A 13,686-nucleotide genomic window follows, 5' to 3' on the forward strand; every position below is an offset into this window, starting at 1 on the left:
GTCGCAGGCGCTGATGCGGCGATCATCATGACAAACAGTCACCCTTTTACAGGAGATCCCCATGATCGAAGTGACCGAGGTTTCCATTGCCGAGCTGCGTGCAGCGCTCGAATCAGGCCGCACCACAGCGGTCGAACTGGTCAAGGCCTATCTGGCCCGGATCGAGGCCTACAACGGCCCCGAGACTGCCACCAAACTCAACGCCGTGGTGGTCGCCAATCCCGATGCGCTGAAAGAGGCCGAGGCTTCTGATGCCCGCCGCGCCCGTGGCGAGACCCTGAGCCCGCTCGACGGCATCCCCTACACCGCCAAAGACAGCTATCTGGTCAAGGGGCTGACCGCCGCCTCCGGCAGCCCGGCCTTCAAGGATCTGGTGGCCCAGCGCGATGCCTTTACCGTTGAGCGCCTGCGCGCCGCCGGTGCCATCTGCCTTGGCAAAACCAATATGCCGCCGATGGCCAATGGTGGCATGCAGCGCGGCGTCTATGGCCGTGCCGAGAGCCCCTACAACGCCGACTACCTGACTGCGCCGTTTGCCTCCGGCTCCTCCAACGGCGCCGGTACCGCCACCGCTGCCAGCTTCTCCGCCTTTGGTCTGGCCGAAGAGACCTGGTCGAGCGGCCGTGGCCCGGCCTCCAATAACGGCCTGTGCGCCTACACCCCGTCCCGTGGGGTCATCTCGGTACGCGGCAACTGGCCGCTGACTCCGACCATGGATGTGGTGGTGCCTTATGCCCGCACCATGAACGATCTGCTGGAAGTGCTCGACGTAGTGGTCGCCGACGATGCCGACACCCGTGGCGATCTGTGGCGCATGCAGCCCTGGGTGCAACTGCCCAAGGCCTCCGAAGTGCGTCCGGCTTCCTATCTGGATCTGGCTGCCAAGGCCGATGCCCTCAAGGGCAAGCGCCTCGGCGTGCCGCGCATGTTTATCAACAAGGATGAACTGGCCGGCACCAGCGAAAACCCCGGCATCGGCGGCCCGACCGGTCAGCGCATCCATACCCGTGAGACCGTGATCGCCCTCTGGGAAGATGCGCGCAAGACGCTGGAAGCCGCTGGCGCCGAAGTCATCGAAGTGGACTTCCCGCTGGTATCCAACTGCGAAGGGGACCGACCCGGCGCGCCGACTGTGTTCAATCGCGGCATCGTGAGCCCGGAGTTTCTCAACGACGAGCTGTGGGAGCTCTCCGGCTGGGCGTTCGACGACTTCCTGCGCGCCAACGGCGATCCCAAGTTGAACAAGCTGGCCGATGTCGATGGGCCGAAGATCTTCCCCCACGATCCGGGCACCCTGCCGAACCGCGAGGGCGATCTGGCGGCGGGCATGGACGAGTACGTCAATATGGCCAAGCGCGGTATCAAGCGCTTTGACGAGATCCCCACAGTGCCGGACGGCCTGCGCGCTCTGGAGAAGACCCGCAAGCTGGATCTCGAGGAGTGGATGGACGGGCTCAAGCTCGACGCCGTGCTGTTCCCCACCGTCGCCGACGTCGCCCCGGCTGATGCGGATGTGAATCCGGCCTCCGCCGATATCGCCTGGAGCAACGGCATCTGGGTTGCCAACGGCAACCTCGCCATTCGCCACCTCGGCGTGCCGACCGTCACCGTCCCCATGGGGGTGATGGCTGATATCGGTATGCCGGTGGGCCTGACCTTCGCCGGTCGCGCCTATGACGACAACAACCTGCTGCGCTTTGCCTCGGCCTTCGAGTCCACCGGCAGCAAGCGGATGGTGCCGCCGCGGACGCCGCCGTTGGGGGATATTAGTTAGGAGAAACTCCTGTGCTAGCCCTACGATGACGAAATAAAAACCACCTGCCATGTAGGTGGTTTTTATTTTCAGTATCACAATTGGTTACAATGCAATAATTTTTGCGACTTCTTAATAAACTTACATAATGACTATGTTGTTCATTGATAAGTCACACGTTTCTTTTGATTAGAATTTTATTTCTGGGTGCTTTTCTTTTATTTTTGGGATCACTTCATTTAAAAAGCAAAAAACCAAACCACAAATGCTGATAGTTTTTTCTGCATGTCTATCTGTTGATATTATTACATAGGTTGATTGCAAACATGCCGATGAACGAGGGAATATGATTCTGTGCATCACTTGAACATTTCCAATGATATATGACTTTATATGCATAAATGCGTTCAGGGCATTATGATAATTAGTTTCCCAATTGCCTGGGTCATTACTACTAATACGTACAATTAAATTGTTAATATTATTGAAGTTGTCTTTTCTAAAACCACATAATTCATTTACTTTTCTTGCATGAAAAGAAAACTCAATCAAGCTGCTAGTAATCACTTCATTCCAAGATGAGCTCCATTCTGATGGAAACACAGAGCCTGTAAATGCGAATAGTTGCAATGCATGCTTTCTTGCTTCTGAAATATGTATTTCTGCAAGTCTTTGGTTGTCTTTTGTAATCATTTTGGCTCTTGCTTTATATAAGTTAAAAGTAGTGTTCTGTAGGATTGGATAATGTTTTTAGGCGGTTTGCTTTTTAAAATAATTATTATTGTATTTGTTTTGATATTTTTTTCAATATGACTATGTGGCCTTAGGTTAGCGAAGCATATTTTTGAGAGGGCTGTAGGTTCGAATAGCGAAGCGTATTCGGACGATCGCGAAAGGGAGGTTGCCGAGATGTCGCAGGCATCCAAGGTTGCTTGAACATTTTTCCATCACCATGTTCGCGGTAAACGGACGATTACGCTGCGCTAATCGTCCCTACAGCAAGGCAGTGATGGCATGTTTTGACTATTTACATCGCTCCACTCCCTGCACCGTCAATCGCCATATTGGTCGTGGCTCGCCGCCGATTTCCCCTGATTTTTTCTGACTTCCCCCAGACTTCACCTTCTCTTCACACAGCCTCATTTTCCCCTCACAAATCCCCCGTATCTTCTGCCCACTGCTTAAAAGGCCTGGCTTGCCACAGGGGTGGCGAGGGGGCGGTTGGTTCGAGGGAGCAAGATGATGAAAGGTTGGATGAAGTGTGGATTGGCCGGGGCCGTGGTGCTGATGGCGAGTTTTTGGGGCGGCAGCGTGCGGGCGGCGGGGATCGAGCTCAAGCAGGTGAGCGGCCCTGTCTATGTGGTGGAGGATAACTACTACGTCAAAGAGAACTCCATGGTCTATTTCGGGGCCAAGGGGGTGACGGTAGTGGGGGCGACCTGGACGCCGGATACCGCTCGCGAGCTGCATAAGCTCATTAAACGGGTCAGCAGCAAGCCGGTGCTGGAGGTGATCAACACCAACTACCACACCGACCGGGCGGGTGGTAATGCCTACTGGAAGTCCATCGGGGCCAAGGTGGTGGCGACGCGCCAGACCCGGGATCTGATGAAGAGCGACTGGGCCGAGATTGTCGCCTTTACCCGCAAGGGGCTGCCGGAGTATCCGGATCTGCCGCTGGTACTGCCCAACGTGGTGCACGATGGCGACTTCACCCTGCAAGATGGCAAGGTGCGCGCCTTCTACGCGGGCCCGGCCCATACGCCGGACGGCATCTTTGTCTACTTCCCCGACGAGCAGGTGCTCTATGGCAACTGTATCCTCAAGGAGAAGCTGGGCAACCTGAGCTTTGCCAATGTGAAGGCCTATCCGCAGACCATCGAGCGGCTCAAGGCGATGAAGCTGCCAATCAAGACGGTGATCGGCGGTCACGATTCGCCGCTGCATGGCCCCGAGCTGATTGATCACTACGAGGAGTTGATCAAGGCGGCGCCGCAGAGCTGACCCGCGCTGTTTGTAACAATGCCGCCGCTTGTGGCAAGCGCAGCGCCGGTATAGAACGCTGCGCAGCCATGCAAAAGGGCCCGTTACGGGCCCTTTTGCTATCAGATCAGCCACTGCCACCAGGTGAGGCCGATGCTCATCACCACGGCAAAGCCCACGATGGCGATCACCAGACCGATGCGCATCCACTCCGCGCTGGTGTGATAGCCCATCCCCATCAGCAGCGGGATGCGGGCGTGGGAGTAGGTGGCGAGGTTGCAACCCACGTTGGTGATGGCGGCGATGCTGAAGATGGCCAGCTCGGCAGGTACGCCGACCGCCAGCAGGGCCCCGGCAATCACCGGCGCCAGCGCCACCACCTTGGCTGTGGCCGAGGCGAAGGCGTAGGAGGTAAAGAGGTAGAGCCCCATCACCACCAGCAGCATGGTAATGGTGCCGAGCCCGCCGAGGGTGCTGTGCATAAAGCCGGAGAGTTCATCCCCCAGCCAGCCGGTAAAGCCGACCCGTTTCAGGTTGTCAGCCATCCCCATCAGCACGCTGAACCAGATCAGGGTATCGAAGGCGGCGCTGTTGCCCTTCACATCGTTCCAGTTCAGCACCCCGAGCAGCAGCAGGGCGGCCAGACCGAGAAAGGCAACCGTGGTGGCATCCAGCCCCAGATTGCTGCCGCCAACCCAGAGCACCACCAGACCGACAAAGACCCCGAGCAGGCTCTTCTCATGGCGGGAGAGGGGGCCCATTTTGGCCAGCTCCTCGCGGGCGAAGCGGGGTGCATCTGGTGTGTCGCGGGTCTCGGGGCGGATCACCAGATAGAGCACCAGCGGCATGATCAGCAGCAGACCGATGGCGGGCGGCAGCAGGTAGAGCGCCCATTCGCGAAAGCCGATCGTCAGCCCGGCGACGCTGGCGGCAATGCCGACCAGCGCCAGATTGCCGGCAAAGCCGGTGCTGAAGGCGACCGCCGAGGCGTCGTTCATGGCGCTGACGCTGGAGAGCAGGAACTGCCCCAGCTTGCGGTCATCCTTGTTGATGGTCTTGGCCAGCGAGTCGGCAATGGGGGCGACGATGGCGGCTCGGGCCGTGTTGCTCGGAGTTGCGGGGGCCAGAATAAAGTCGGCAACCGCCAGACAGTAGGCGGAGCGCAGGGTGGACTGGCCAAAGCGGCTGAGCAGCAGCAGGGCGATCCGCTTGCCAAGACCGGTCTTGGCAAAGGCACTGGCAATCATGAAGGCGATGACGATAAGCCAGATCAGCGGGTGGTTGAAGTCGACCAGCGCCCCTTCGATGGCCGCCTTGGGGGTCGCTTCGCCACCGGCATGGAGCACGGCGTAGAGCCCGAGGGAGAGGATGGCGATATAGCCGGTCGGCGCTATGTTGGTGACGATGGCCAGTATGGTGGCGATAAACAGAATGGCGGTGTGGTAGGCTGCCGGTGCCAGTCCGGCCGGGGCTGGCAACTGCCAGCAGAGGATAGCCAGCAGCACGGTCACGAGTGCGGCGAGCTGGGCGAGAGTGAGTTTTTTCATAAGATTCCTGTCCGGAATGAGTGGGGAGGGAGCGATTGAGGCCGCTTCGGCCCTACTATAAGAGGGGTAATGGTGGATGCCAAATCCATCAATTACACCAAATGATCATTCGATTAATTGCGGCTGTTTTTAACGGCGTCTTTGGCTTTGTGAGCTCGGGTTGATGAAGAGGTGAGTGAAGGAGTCGTTGCGACCTGGGGGGCTGGCGGGATTAAGGCTGTTCAAGGCGGGTGGGCTTTCATAAGATGGCCCTCTCTCTTTTCCCTGAAAGTTATCCATTTTCGTTATGCAATACGCCTCTCTCGCGCGCCTCAAGCAGGCCTTTATCACCGGGATGTGGGCCTCGCTGGTCAGCATCGTTATCGGCTTCGCCTTCAAGGTGTGGCTGGCGCAGTGGGTCGCCAAGGGGGAGCTGGCGCTGTTCAACAGCGTGGTGGATTTGATCTCCCTCTCCTTTATTCTGATGACAGGTTTTCGCTCCTCCATGGTGGTGAGCTACTCCCAGACTAAAAACGATCGGGACATCATCAATATCTTTCGCTACTTCCTCATCGGCATCGTGCTGCTCACCTGGGGGGCGGTGATCCCCTATATCAAGCACGGGCTCCATATCTGGGTGGAGTATCTGCAACTGGTGGGGGTCATCTTCGGGCTGGGGCTCAAGGTCTACTTCACCAATCTGGTGGCCATGTACCGGATGTATGCGCTCTCCAACCGGGTCACCTAGCTGGAGCCGCTGGCCAACGGTCTGCTGTTTATGGCCTGTTACTTCGGGCTGGGGATGGATGCGCTTGCCTCGCTCTTCTACGGGCTGACCTTCTCCTCGCTCGCCATCGCCGGTTATATGTATGTTTCGCGCCGTCGGGCCATCGCCACCAGGCCGCTCGCCAAGGTGGCGCTCGGCCCCGAGATGGTGAGCTATGTGAATGGAGGCGGGGGCCAGCATTCTGATGATTTACATCACTGTGCTGCTCACCATCCGTCACTTCAGCATCGACGAGCTGGGGGATTTTCAGGTGGTGGTGCGCCCCATCTTTACCTATATGACCACCCTGTTTGTCTTCCCCATCTACCGCTTTGTGCTGCCTGAGCTGGCGGTCAATCTGCGCAATGGCGATCATCGCCAGATAAGGATGATCCGCCGCTGGATCTTCCGCCTCTCCGCCATCGTCAGTCTGGCGTTCTTTGGTTTGATGCTGCTGGCGGGCAAACCGCTGGTGCTGCTGTTCTTCCCCGCCGACTACGTGGGCGCGGTGCCTGTGCTGTTCCACTTCTCCATCTTCTTTATCTTTATGATGCTAAACGGCTATCAGCTCGCCTATATCAAGGCTCACGGTCACTTTACCCGGAGTTTGCTGATCCGGCTGGCTGGCATAGTGGCGCTGGTTGCCGCCTACTATCTGGTGGCCGAGTTCACCGCCAACGTGGCGGCGATTATCGTGGCACTGGGACTCGGTTATATGGTGATGTTTATTCTCTCGACCCTGACGGAGCGGCAGATCTTGCGATCCCTGCCACTGGTGCTGGCGACCCGCTAGGGTGTGACTCGCCAAGAGCAGGCTCCTGTCAGATAACAAAAAACGCCCGTGCGGGCGTTTTTTTATTGGCGGTGCTGGGCGGCTTAGCGTTTGCCCTTGCCACCCTTGCTGCCAGCGAGGGCCTGCTTTCTGGCGCGCTGCTTCTGGGCCGCCTTGCGGTTGCGGCGCGGCTCGGGCTCGAAGCGGGTGAGATCCGGCTCAAAACCGGGAAACCACTGCTGGGGCAAACGGGCGTCGAGTACAGCTTCCACCTTCTCCAGCAGGGGCGCATCTTCCGGGCTGAACAGGGTAATGGCGAGCCCCTTGTTGCCGGCGCGACCGGTGCGACCGATACGGTGGACGTAGTCCTCCGCCACAAACGGGAATTCGAGGTTAATCACGTAGTTGAGATCCGTGATATCGAGGCCGCGGGCTGCCACGTCGGTGGCGACCAGCGCCTGCAAGGTGCCGGCGCGAAACTCCAGCAGCACTTTTTCTCGCGCGCTCTGCGACAGATCGCCGTGGAAGGCCAGCGCATTGATATCAGCCTTGCCAAGCTGTTGGGCCAGCTTGTCAGCACCTTGGCGGGTGCGGCTGAAGATGAGTGCCGGTGTCCACCCTTTCACTTTCAGCATATGTTCGACCAGCGCCAGCTTGCGATCGCTATCCACCGTGTAGACCCGCTGCTCCACCTCGGCCGCCGTGGTGTTGCGCGGCGCCACTTCAATCAGCTCGGGGTCGCGCAGCAGCACCTTGCAGAGGGCAAACAGGTTGTCGTCGCAGGTGGCGGAGAAGAGCAGGGTTTGGCGATCCACCGGGATCTGTTTGAGCAGCGCCTTGATCTCGTCCATAAAGCCCATGTCGAGCATGCGATCCGCCTCGTCAAACACCAGATGGCGCAGGCTATCCAGGCTCAATGCCCCCTGACGCAGATGGTCGAGCAGGCGGCCCGGGGTGGCGATCAGGATATCCACCCCGGCTTGAAGCGCCTCTACCTGAGCCGCGATACTCACCCCGCCGTAGACCAGCGTGCTGGTGAGACCTGTCCCCTGGCCGTAGCGCGCGACACTCTCGGCAACCTGTACCGCCAGCTCGCGGGTCGGCACCAGCACCAGCGCCCGGATCGGGCGGGGCTCTGCTTGTGGCTGTTGTAGCAACTGCTCCAGCAGCGGCAGCACAAAGGCGGCGGTCTTGCCGGTGCCGGTCTGGGCCCCCGCCATCAGATCCCGTCCCGCCAGAATGACCGGGATGGCGCGAGCCTGAATGGGGGTCGGCGCGGCATAGCCCAGTTCGCTCAGGGTCTGCTGCAAGCGGGGGGAGAGGGCCAGTTTGGCAAAGGAGGCAGTGGACATAGGGGCACCAGTCGGGGTTATCGCGGCCTGCGGCCACGATACAATGAGTGATCGTGGACGCGATGGTAACAGAAGCAGGGGGCGCGGCAGAAGGCGATGATGAGCAAGGGCGCATAGCTCCCGGTTTTGCATGCCGTGCATGGCGGTGGCGCAGGACCTCGTCGCCGCGCTCCTGTTTTACCGCGAGTCGGCAGTGCAAGGGGCATCCGCCATGACTCTACTCCACGATCAGCACACTCTCGCTGGCCAGATGGTGCAGCCACTCCCTGACGATCAGCAGCACGGCGGCAAAGTGCTCGTCGCGGGGCAGCAAGCTGGCGGCGAGGGGATCCCCTTCCGCCATGGCGGCCAGCTGGCCAAAGGCCTGCTCTATCTGCTCCCGCTCCAGCGGATTGTCGCCCAGCACGTCGGTGAGCGAGGGCTCCGCACGGAGTGTGAGAGGCAAGCCCGCAGGAATGGCCGGAGCAAGGCGCATCAGTTCGTCTTCCACCACCATGATGGCCCGCTCCAGTTCGAGCGGGGTGGGTGGCGCATTGCGAAACGGTCCGGGCTGGATGGCGTGGGTGCCAAAGGCCAGCGGGTAGTGTGACGGGGCCGCATCTGGCTGGCTCAGCCAGAGCTGACTGCTCTGTTCACCAATCTCCAGCAGCAGGGTCATCATCTCCGGTACGGGTTGTGTCATGGTGCTGAGCTCCTGTATTGTAAACGTTTTCCCATTCTGCCTTTGATACCCCCGCCGCCGACGTTTTGCGAGCACAATTTCTGCGAGTCGTCCCTCACTTTGTTGCAAACCCCTTGCAAAAAAATCCATTGGTGGCAGTTTGGATGTCTAAATGGCTATCGCCGTTTCGTTATCCTCAGATGATTCAGGAGTTCAGATATGGATATTCGCACCACACCCCGCGCCATCGCGCTCGCCCTCATGCTGGCAAGCGGCATCGCCGCCGCCAACGAAGCGCTGGTGATCCAGACCGATTTCGGCCTCAAAGATGGCGCCGTGTCGGCCATGAAGGGGGTCGCCTTCGGGGTGGATCGCACCCTGCCGCTCTATGACCTGACCCACGAGATCCCGGCTTACAACATCTGGGAAGCCTCCTACCGCCTCTACCAGACCCTGCAGTATTGGCCCAAGGGCACAGTGTTTGTCAGCGTGGTGGATCCCGGTGTCGGCACCGAGCGCAAGTCTGTGGTGCTCAAGACCAAGAGCGGTCACTACATCGTGACTCCGGACAACGGCACCCTGACCCTGGTGGCCGAGCACTTCGGCATCGAGGCGGTGCGCCAGATCGACGAGAAACTCAACCGCCTCAAGGGTTCCGAGAAGTCCTACACCTTCCACGGCCGCGATGTGTATGCCTATACCGGCGCACGGCTAGCCTCCGGCGCTATCAGCTACGAGCAGGTGGGCCCGCTGCTGCCCGCCGAGGTAGTGAAGATCCCCTATCAGCCTGCGGTAGCAGAGAAAGATGGCACCCTCAAGGGCACCATCCCGATCCTCGATGTGCAGTACGGCAACGTCTGGACCAATATCGACGATGCCTTGCTGACCAAGACGGGGATCAACAAGGGGGATAACGCCTGCATCAAGATCCGTGAAGGGGATGTGGTCAAATATGACGGCAAGGCCCCTTACGTCAGCAGCTTCGGTGACGTGCCGGAAGGTCAGCCGCTGGTCTACCTCAACAGTCTGCTGCAGGTGTCGGTGGCGCTGAACATGGACAGCTTCGCTGCCAAGCATCAGGTGCAATCCGGTGCCAACTGGCATATCAGCCTGAAGAAGTGCTCCTGACCCGCACATATATAAGTAGAGATAGAAACAGCAACGGGCGCCTCGGCGCCCGTTTTGTTCTCTGGTCATAAAGAAAGGGATCAGAACTCGTTGGAGAGCGCCTTGTACCCTTTGACCAGATCGATATTGGTGTGGGCCACGTCTTCGGAGAACTCGGCGGCATCTACCGAAACCCGCGGGATATGGGTCAGATCGCTCTGCTGGTTGATACGGGTGGTGGAGGGGACGTAGAACTCCGGCGGCAGATCGCAGCCATCGATCACCGAGTTGTGACGCACCACGGCACCGTCACCGATATGGCAGTTGAACAGCACGCTGTTGAAGCCGATAAAGACCCGGTTCCCCACTTCGCACGGCCCGTGGACTATGCTGCGGTGGGCGATGGAGGTGTACTCGCCGATGGTGACGGCGGCGCCGGATTTGGAGTGGATCACCACCCCGTCCTGGATATTGGAGTTGGCGCCGATGACGATGGGTTCCATATCTCCACTCTCATCCACCTCGTCGGCACGGATCACCGCATAGGGGCCGACAAAGACATTCTCTTTGATGATCACCTTGCCGCAGATGATGGCGGTCTTGTCGATATAGGCGGATTCGTCGATGACAGGCAGATGGCCGGAGGGATTCTTGCGGATCATGTTACATCCTGTGGTTGCTTGAAATGATGCGGTGGCGCACCCGGCGCCAGGATGCCAGCTTACGCCTCGTTATTATCCGGTGAAACCCCGAAGTGGTCTGACCCTTGTCGCAAGCCTTGGCGGGAGCACTGTTTCCGCGCGCTGGAATATGGGAGCATTGCAGCCATTCCCGAGTTGGTTGAAATGGATATATATAGATGAAGAAGATGATTGCCCTGCTGGCGGGTGGTTTGTTGCTCTCCTCGGCCGCACAGGCCAAAGGGGAGGCGGGGGAGTTTGATTATTACGCCATGGCGCTCTCCTGGTCGCCCGAGCACTGCGCCGTCAAACCGGCGGATCGGGACCAGTGTTCCCGCAAGCTGGGGTTCATGCTGCACGGTCTCTGGCCTCAGTACGATCGCGGTTATCCCAGCAGTTGCACCCGCGAACGGCTCGATCCCGATATGGAGAGCGAGTTTGCCGACCTTTACCCCAGCCGTTTCCTCTATCGCCATGAGTGGGAGAAGCACGGTACCTGCTCCGGTCTGAGCCAGCAGGCCTTCCATCAGCTGGCTAGCGATCTGCGCCAGAAGGTGAAGATCCCGGTGGCCTATCAATCCCCGGAAGCGCCGCTGCGCAAGAGCACCTTCCAGCTCAAGGCCGATCTGGCGAGCGCCAACCAGTGGCTGGCGCCCGACAACATCACGGTGGCTTGCGCCGATGGTGGCCGCTTCCTGCGGGAGATCTACATCTGCGTCAATAAAGAGGGGACGGATGCGGTCACCTGCTCCGCCGAAATGCAAAAGCGTGAGCGTCGCTCCTGTGGTCAGCCGGACTTCCTGCTGCGCAGCGTGCGTTAAGCCTTCACTCTCTCCATCAGGCCCCTTGCGGGCCTGATGTTTAACCACAGCTATCGGAAAGGAGTCTGAAAGATGGATGGCAACAACCGGTTTGGCCCGCAAGAGCGGGCAATGCTGCTCGGGGTGAAAGGAGTGGGGCCGACGGTTATCGAGCGGCTCGAACAGCTGGGCTATCATACCCTGGCCGGATTGGCCGAGGCCGACACCACCCATATTGTCCAGCTGGTGGCCAGCATTCTGGGCTCGACCTGTTGGCAGAACAGCCCGCAGGCGCGCAGTGCCATCGACGGCGCCATTGCGCTGGCCCGCGCACATCTGGCGGCGGACGCTGCAAAAGGGGTGAATGGATGAGCCTCTTTAGCGAACTGGGGATGCGTTATCCCATTATTCAGGCGCCGATGGCCGGTGTGCAGGGTAGCGAGCTGGCGCTGGCCGTGACCCGTGCGGGCGGCTTGGGCTCCTTGCCTGCCGCCATGCTCACGCCAGCGGAGCTGCGCAGCGAACTGGAGCGACTTGCCCACAGCGGCCTTGGGCCATTTAACATCAACTTCTTCTGCCATCGGCAACGGGAACCGGATCCCGTTGCTCTGGCCCGCTGGCAGCAGTGCCTTGTTCCCTACTACATCGAGTTCGGCATACTTCCCCCAGCGGTCACGATGGTGCCAAGTCGTGCACCTTTCAATGAGGAGCATGCCGCCATGGTGGCTGAGTTCAGACCGGCGGTGGTCAGCTTTCACTTCGGCCTGCCCGCGCCCGAGCTGCTTGCCCAAGTGAAGGATGCGGGGGCCAAGGTATTTGCCAGCGCCACTACGGTCGCGGAGGGCGTATGGCTCGCTCAACACGGCGCCGATGCCATCATCGCTCAGGGATTGGAGGCGGGAGGTCATCGCGGTCATTTCCTCTCTGAGGATCTCGCGCTGCAGCAGAGCACCCTGACCCTGTTGGCGCAGATCCTCGCGGCAACCGACCTGCCGGTGATTGCCGCTGGTGGTATCGTCGATGGCAAGGGGATAGCCAACGCGCTGCAAATGGGGGCGAGCGCTGTGCAGATGGGCACTGCCTTTCTCTGTTGCCATGAAGCGACCACCTCGGCGCTGCATCGCGCAATCCTTCACTCACCCCAAGGCCAGCAGACGGCGCTGACCAATCTGTTCAGTGGCCGCCCGGCGCGGGGTATCGTCAACCGTCTTATGAAGGAGCTGGGCCCGCTCTCGGAGTTTGTCCCTCACTTCCCCTATGCCAGTGGTGCACTGGTACCGCTGCGGGCCACTGCCGAAAAGAGGGGTGACAGCGGCTTCTCTCCGCTCTGGGCTGGCCAGAATGTATCGGGCTGCCGGGATCTTTCCGCTGGCGAGCTGATGGCGTGCTGGGTCAAAGAGGCTCGATTGGGATAAGCGCTTCTATATATGCCTCATACGCCTTCTTATATAGAAGATGTCGAGGGCGCTGCGCGTTAGACGCGACAGTGCGGCAATGGTGGATGAATGCCAAGCCAGTACCCTTGTAAGGCATTTATCCGGTGTAAAACGTCCTCACTTTACCCTTGGCTGTGGATAAGTCTGTATAAAGGCTGTGTGTTGATATGAATAACCAAAAAATTGCACTTTTTTGCAATTTTATTGCGGTAAAGCCTTGCCAATGTGAGCTGGATCTCTATAATGCGCCACATCGACAGGGCAAGCGGCAACGCAAACAACCTCGTCGATAACCTCGAAAAGCCTTTGAAAATAAGGCTTGACTCGAGAAGGCGGTTGAGTAGAATTCCACTCCCGCAGCAACACACTGTTGCGTCGCTCTTTAACAATTTGAATCAAGCAATCTGTGTGGGCACTCACAGCATCGAACATCAAAAACAATTTTTGATTTTCAATGTCTGATGAAGTGACCAAAGCAACGAAAGTTGCAGCAGTTAATTCAGCAATTCATTGAGCCGCTTTTCGAAGCAACCAAACTTAAATTGAAGAGTTTGATCATGGCTCAGATTGAACGCTGGCGGCAGGCCTAACACATGCAAGTCGAGCGGCAGCGGGAAAGTAGCTTGCTACTTTTGCCGGCGAGCGGCGGACGGGTGAGTAATGCCTGGGGATCTGCCCAGTCGAGGGGGATAACTACTGGAAACGGTAGCTAATACCGCATACGCCCTACGGGGGAAAGCAGGGGACCTTCGGGCCTTGCGCGATTGGATGAACCCAGGTGGGATTAGCTAGTTGGTGAGGTAATGGCTCACCAAGGCGACGATCCCTAGCTGGTCTGAGAGGATGATCA

The 13,686-nt window shown here is 59.0% G+C and carries 11 protein-coding genes, 1 rRNA gene and 1 pseudogene; 8 read left to right on the plus strand and 5 right to left on the minus strand.

Annotated elements, in window-relative coordinates; genetic code table 11:
• Positions 1 to 61 precede the first annotated feature (61 nt).
• Entirely contained in the window at positions 62 to 1,774 is a 1,713-nt protein-coding gene (locus tag G5287_RS11770) for an amidase (RefSeq protein ID WP_421231331.1), read from the plus strand.
• Between the two features lie 168 nt (positions 1,775 to 1,942).
• On the opposite strand, the gene G5287_RS11775 is transcribed toward G5287_RS11770, so the two are convergent.
• Positions 1,943 to 2,446 carry a hypothetical protein gene (locus tag G5287_RS11775; protein ID WP_005354488.1) on the minus strand — a complete coding sequence of 168 codons (504 nt, stop codon included), beginning with the start codon at positions 2,444 to 2,446 and terminating at the stop codon, positions 1,943 to 1,945.
• 546 nt (positions 2,447 to 2,992) lie between these two features.
• Between G5287_RS11775 and G5287_RS11780 the strand changes: the two genes are divergently transcribed.
• Entirely contained in the window at positions 2,993 to 3,757 is a 765-nt protein-coding gene (locus G5287_RS11780) for a CphA family subclass B2 metallo-beta-lactamase (RefSeq protein ID WP_421231332.1), read from the plus strand.
• A 101-nt stretch (positions 3,758 to 3,858) separates the two neighbouring features.
• Here the strand turns inward: G5287_RS11780 and G5287_RS11785 are convergent, their stop codons facing one another.
• Positions 3,859 to 5,283 carry a DASS family sodium-coupled anion symporter gene (locus tag G5287_RS11785; protein WP_421231333.1) on the minus strand — a complete coding sequence of 475 codons (1,425 nt, stop codon included), beginning with the start codon at positions 5,281 to 5,283 and terminating at the stop codon, positions 3,859 to 3,861.
• A gap of 286 nt (positions 5,284 to 5,569) precedes the next feature.
• On the opposite strand from G5287_RS11785, the pseudogene G5287_RS11790 reads away from it, so the two are divergent.
• Positions 5,570 to 6,821: pseudogene (locus G5287_RS11790) on the plus strand (hypothetical protein).
• A gap of 83 nt (positions 6,822 to 6,904) precedes the next feature.
• Here G5287_RS11790 and G5287_RS11795 read toward each other — a convergent pair.
• Together G5287_RS11795 and G5287_RS11800 are read right to left on the minus strand one after the other, a co-directional pair.
• On the minus strand, positions 6,905 to 8,152 hold the full coding sequence (locus G5287_RS11795; protein ID WP_421231334.1) for a DEAD/DEAH box helicase: 1,248 nt from the start codon (positions 8,150 to 8,152) through the stop codon (positions 6,905 to 6,907).
• A gap of 217 nt (positions 8,153 to 8,369) precedes the next feature.
• Complete coding sequence (locus G5287_RS11800; protein ID WP_421231335.1) at positions 8,370 to 8,834, minus strand: hypothetical protein; 465 nt, start codon at positions 8,832 to 8,834, stop codon at positions 8,370 to 8,372.
• Between the two features lie 198 nt (positions 8,835 to 9,032).
• On the opposite strand from G5287_RS11800, the gene G5287_RS11805 reads away from it, so the two are divergent.
• Positions 9,033 to 9,941, plus strand: coding sequence for an SAM hydrolase/SAM-dependent halogenase family protein (locus G5287_RS11805; RefSeq protein ID WP_421231336.1), 909 nt, complete (start codon positions 9,033 to 9,035; stop codon positions 9,939 to 9,941).
• 80 nt (positions 9,942 to 10,021) lie between these two features.
• Here G5287_RS11805 and G5287_RS11810 read toward each other — a convergent pair whose 3' ends face one another.
• Positions 10,022 to 10,582, minus strand: a complete 561-nt coding sequence (locus G5287_RS11810) for a carbonate dehydratase (protein ID WP_005335471.1) — start codon at positions 10,580 to 10,582, stop codon at positions 10,022 to 10,024.
• Positions 10,583 to 10,779: 197 nt separating this feature from the next.
• Here G5287_RS11810 and G5287_RS11815 point away from each other — a divergent pair, with 197 nt between their 5' ends.
• The 4 genes from G5287_RS11815 to G5287_RS11830 all read left to right on the plus strand — a co-directional run.
• Positions 10,780 to 11,421 carry a ribonuclease T2 family protein gene (locus tag G5287_RS11815; RefSeq protein WP_421231337.1) on the plus strand — a complete coding sequence of 214 codons (642 nt, stop codon included), beginning with the start codon at positions 10,780 to 10,782 and terminating at the stop codon, positions 11,419 to 11,421.
• A 72-nt stretch (positions 11,422 to 11,493) separates the two neighbouring features.
• A complete protein-coding gene (locus G5287_RS11820; protein WP_421231338.1) occupies positions 11,494 to 11,772 on the plus strand; it encodes a helix-hairpin-helix domain-containing protein in 279 nt (92 codons plus the stop codon).
• Positions 11,769 to 12,815: an NAD(P)H-dependent flavin oxidoreductase gene (locus G5287_RS11825; RefSeq protein WP_158112851.1), complete on the plus strand. Its 1,047-nt coding sequence runs from the start codon at positions 11,769 to 11,771 to the stop codon at positions 12,813 to 12,815. Before G5287_RS11820 ends, G5287_RS11825 begins: the two co-directional genes overlap by 4 nt.
• Before the next feature lie 560 nt (positions 12,816 to 13,375).
• Positions 13,376 to 13,686: ribosomal RNA gene (locus tag G5287_RS11830) — 16S ribosomal RNA — on the plus strand; the annotation flags it as partial.

It is taken from the genome of Aeromonas sp. 603079 (genome assembly GCF_049172135.1).
In the GTDB taxonomy this organism is placed as follows: domain Bacteria; phylum Pseudomonadota; class Gammaproteobacteria; order Enterobacterales; family Aeromonadaceae; genus Aeromonas; species Aeromonas veronii.

Coding starts and splice junctions, on each gene's coding strand:
- G5287_RS11800 (WP_421231335.1), bottom strand. CDS start 8,834: ATGACACAACCCGTACCGGAGATGATGACCCTGCTGCTGGAGATTGGT.
- G5287_RS11780 (WP_421231332.1), top strand. CDS start 2,993: ATGATGAAAGGTTGGATGAAGTGTGGATTGGCCGGGGCCGTGGTGCTG.
- G5287_RS11805 (WP_421231336.1), top strand. CDS start 9,033: ATGGATATTCGCACCACACCCCGCGCCATCGCGCTCGCCCTCATGCTG.
- G5287_RS11820 (WP_421231338.1), top strand. CDS start 11,494: ATGGATGGCAACAACCGGTTTGGCCCGCAAGAGCGGGCAATGCTGCTC.
- G5287_RS11775 (WP_005354488.1), bottom strand. CDS start 2,446: ATGATTACAAAAGACAACCAAAGACTTGCAGAAATACATATTTCAGAA.
- G5287_RS11810 (WP_005335471.1), bottom strand. CDS start 10,582: ATGATCCGCAAGAATCCCTCCGGCCATCTGCCTGTCATCGACGAATCC.
- G5287_RS11785 (WP_421231333.1), bottom strand. CDS start 5,283: ATGAAAAAACTCACTCTCGCCCAGCTCGCCGCACTCGTGACCGTGCTG.
- G5287_RS11795 (WP_421231334.1), bottom strand. CDS start 8,152: ATGTCCACTGCCTCCTTTGCCAAACTGGCCCTCTCCCCCCGCTTGCAG.
- G5287_RS11815 (WP_421231337.1), top strand. CDS start 10,780: ATGAAGAAGATGATTGCCCTGCTGGCGGGTGGTTTGTTGCTCTCCTCG.
- G5287_RS11770 (WP_421231331.1), top strand. CDS start 62: ATGATCGAAGTGACCGAGGTTTCCATTGCCGAGCTGCGTGCAGCGCTC.
- G5287_RS11825 (WP_158112851.1), top strand. CDS start 11,769: ATGAGCCTCTTTAGCGAACTGGGGATGCGTTATCCCATTATTCAGGCG.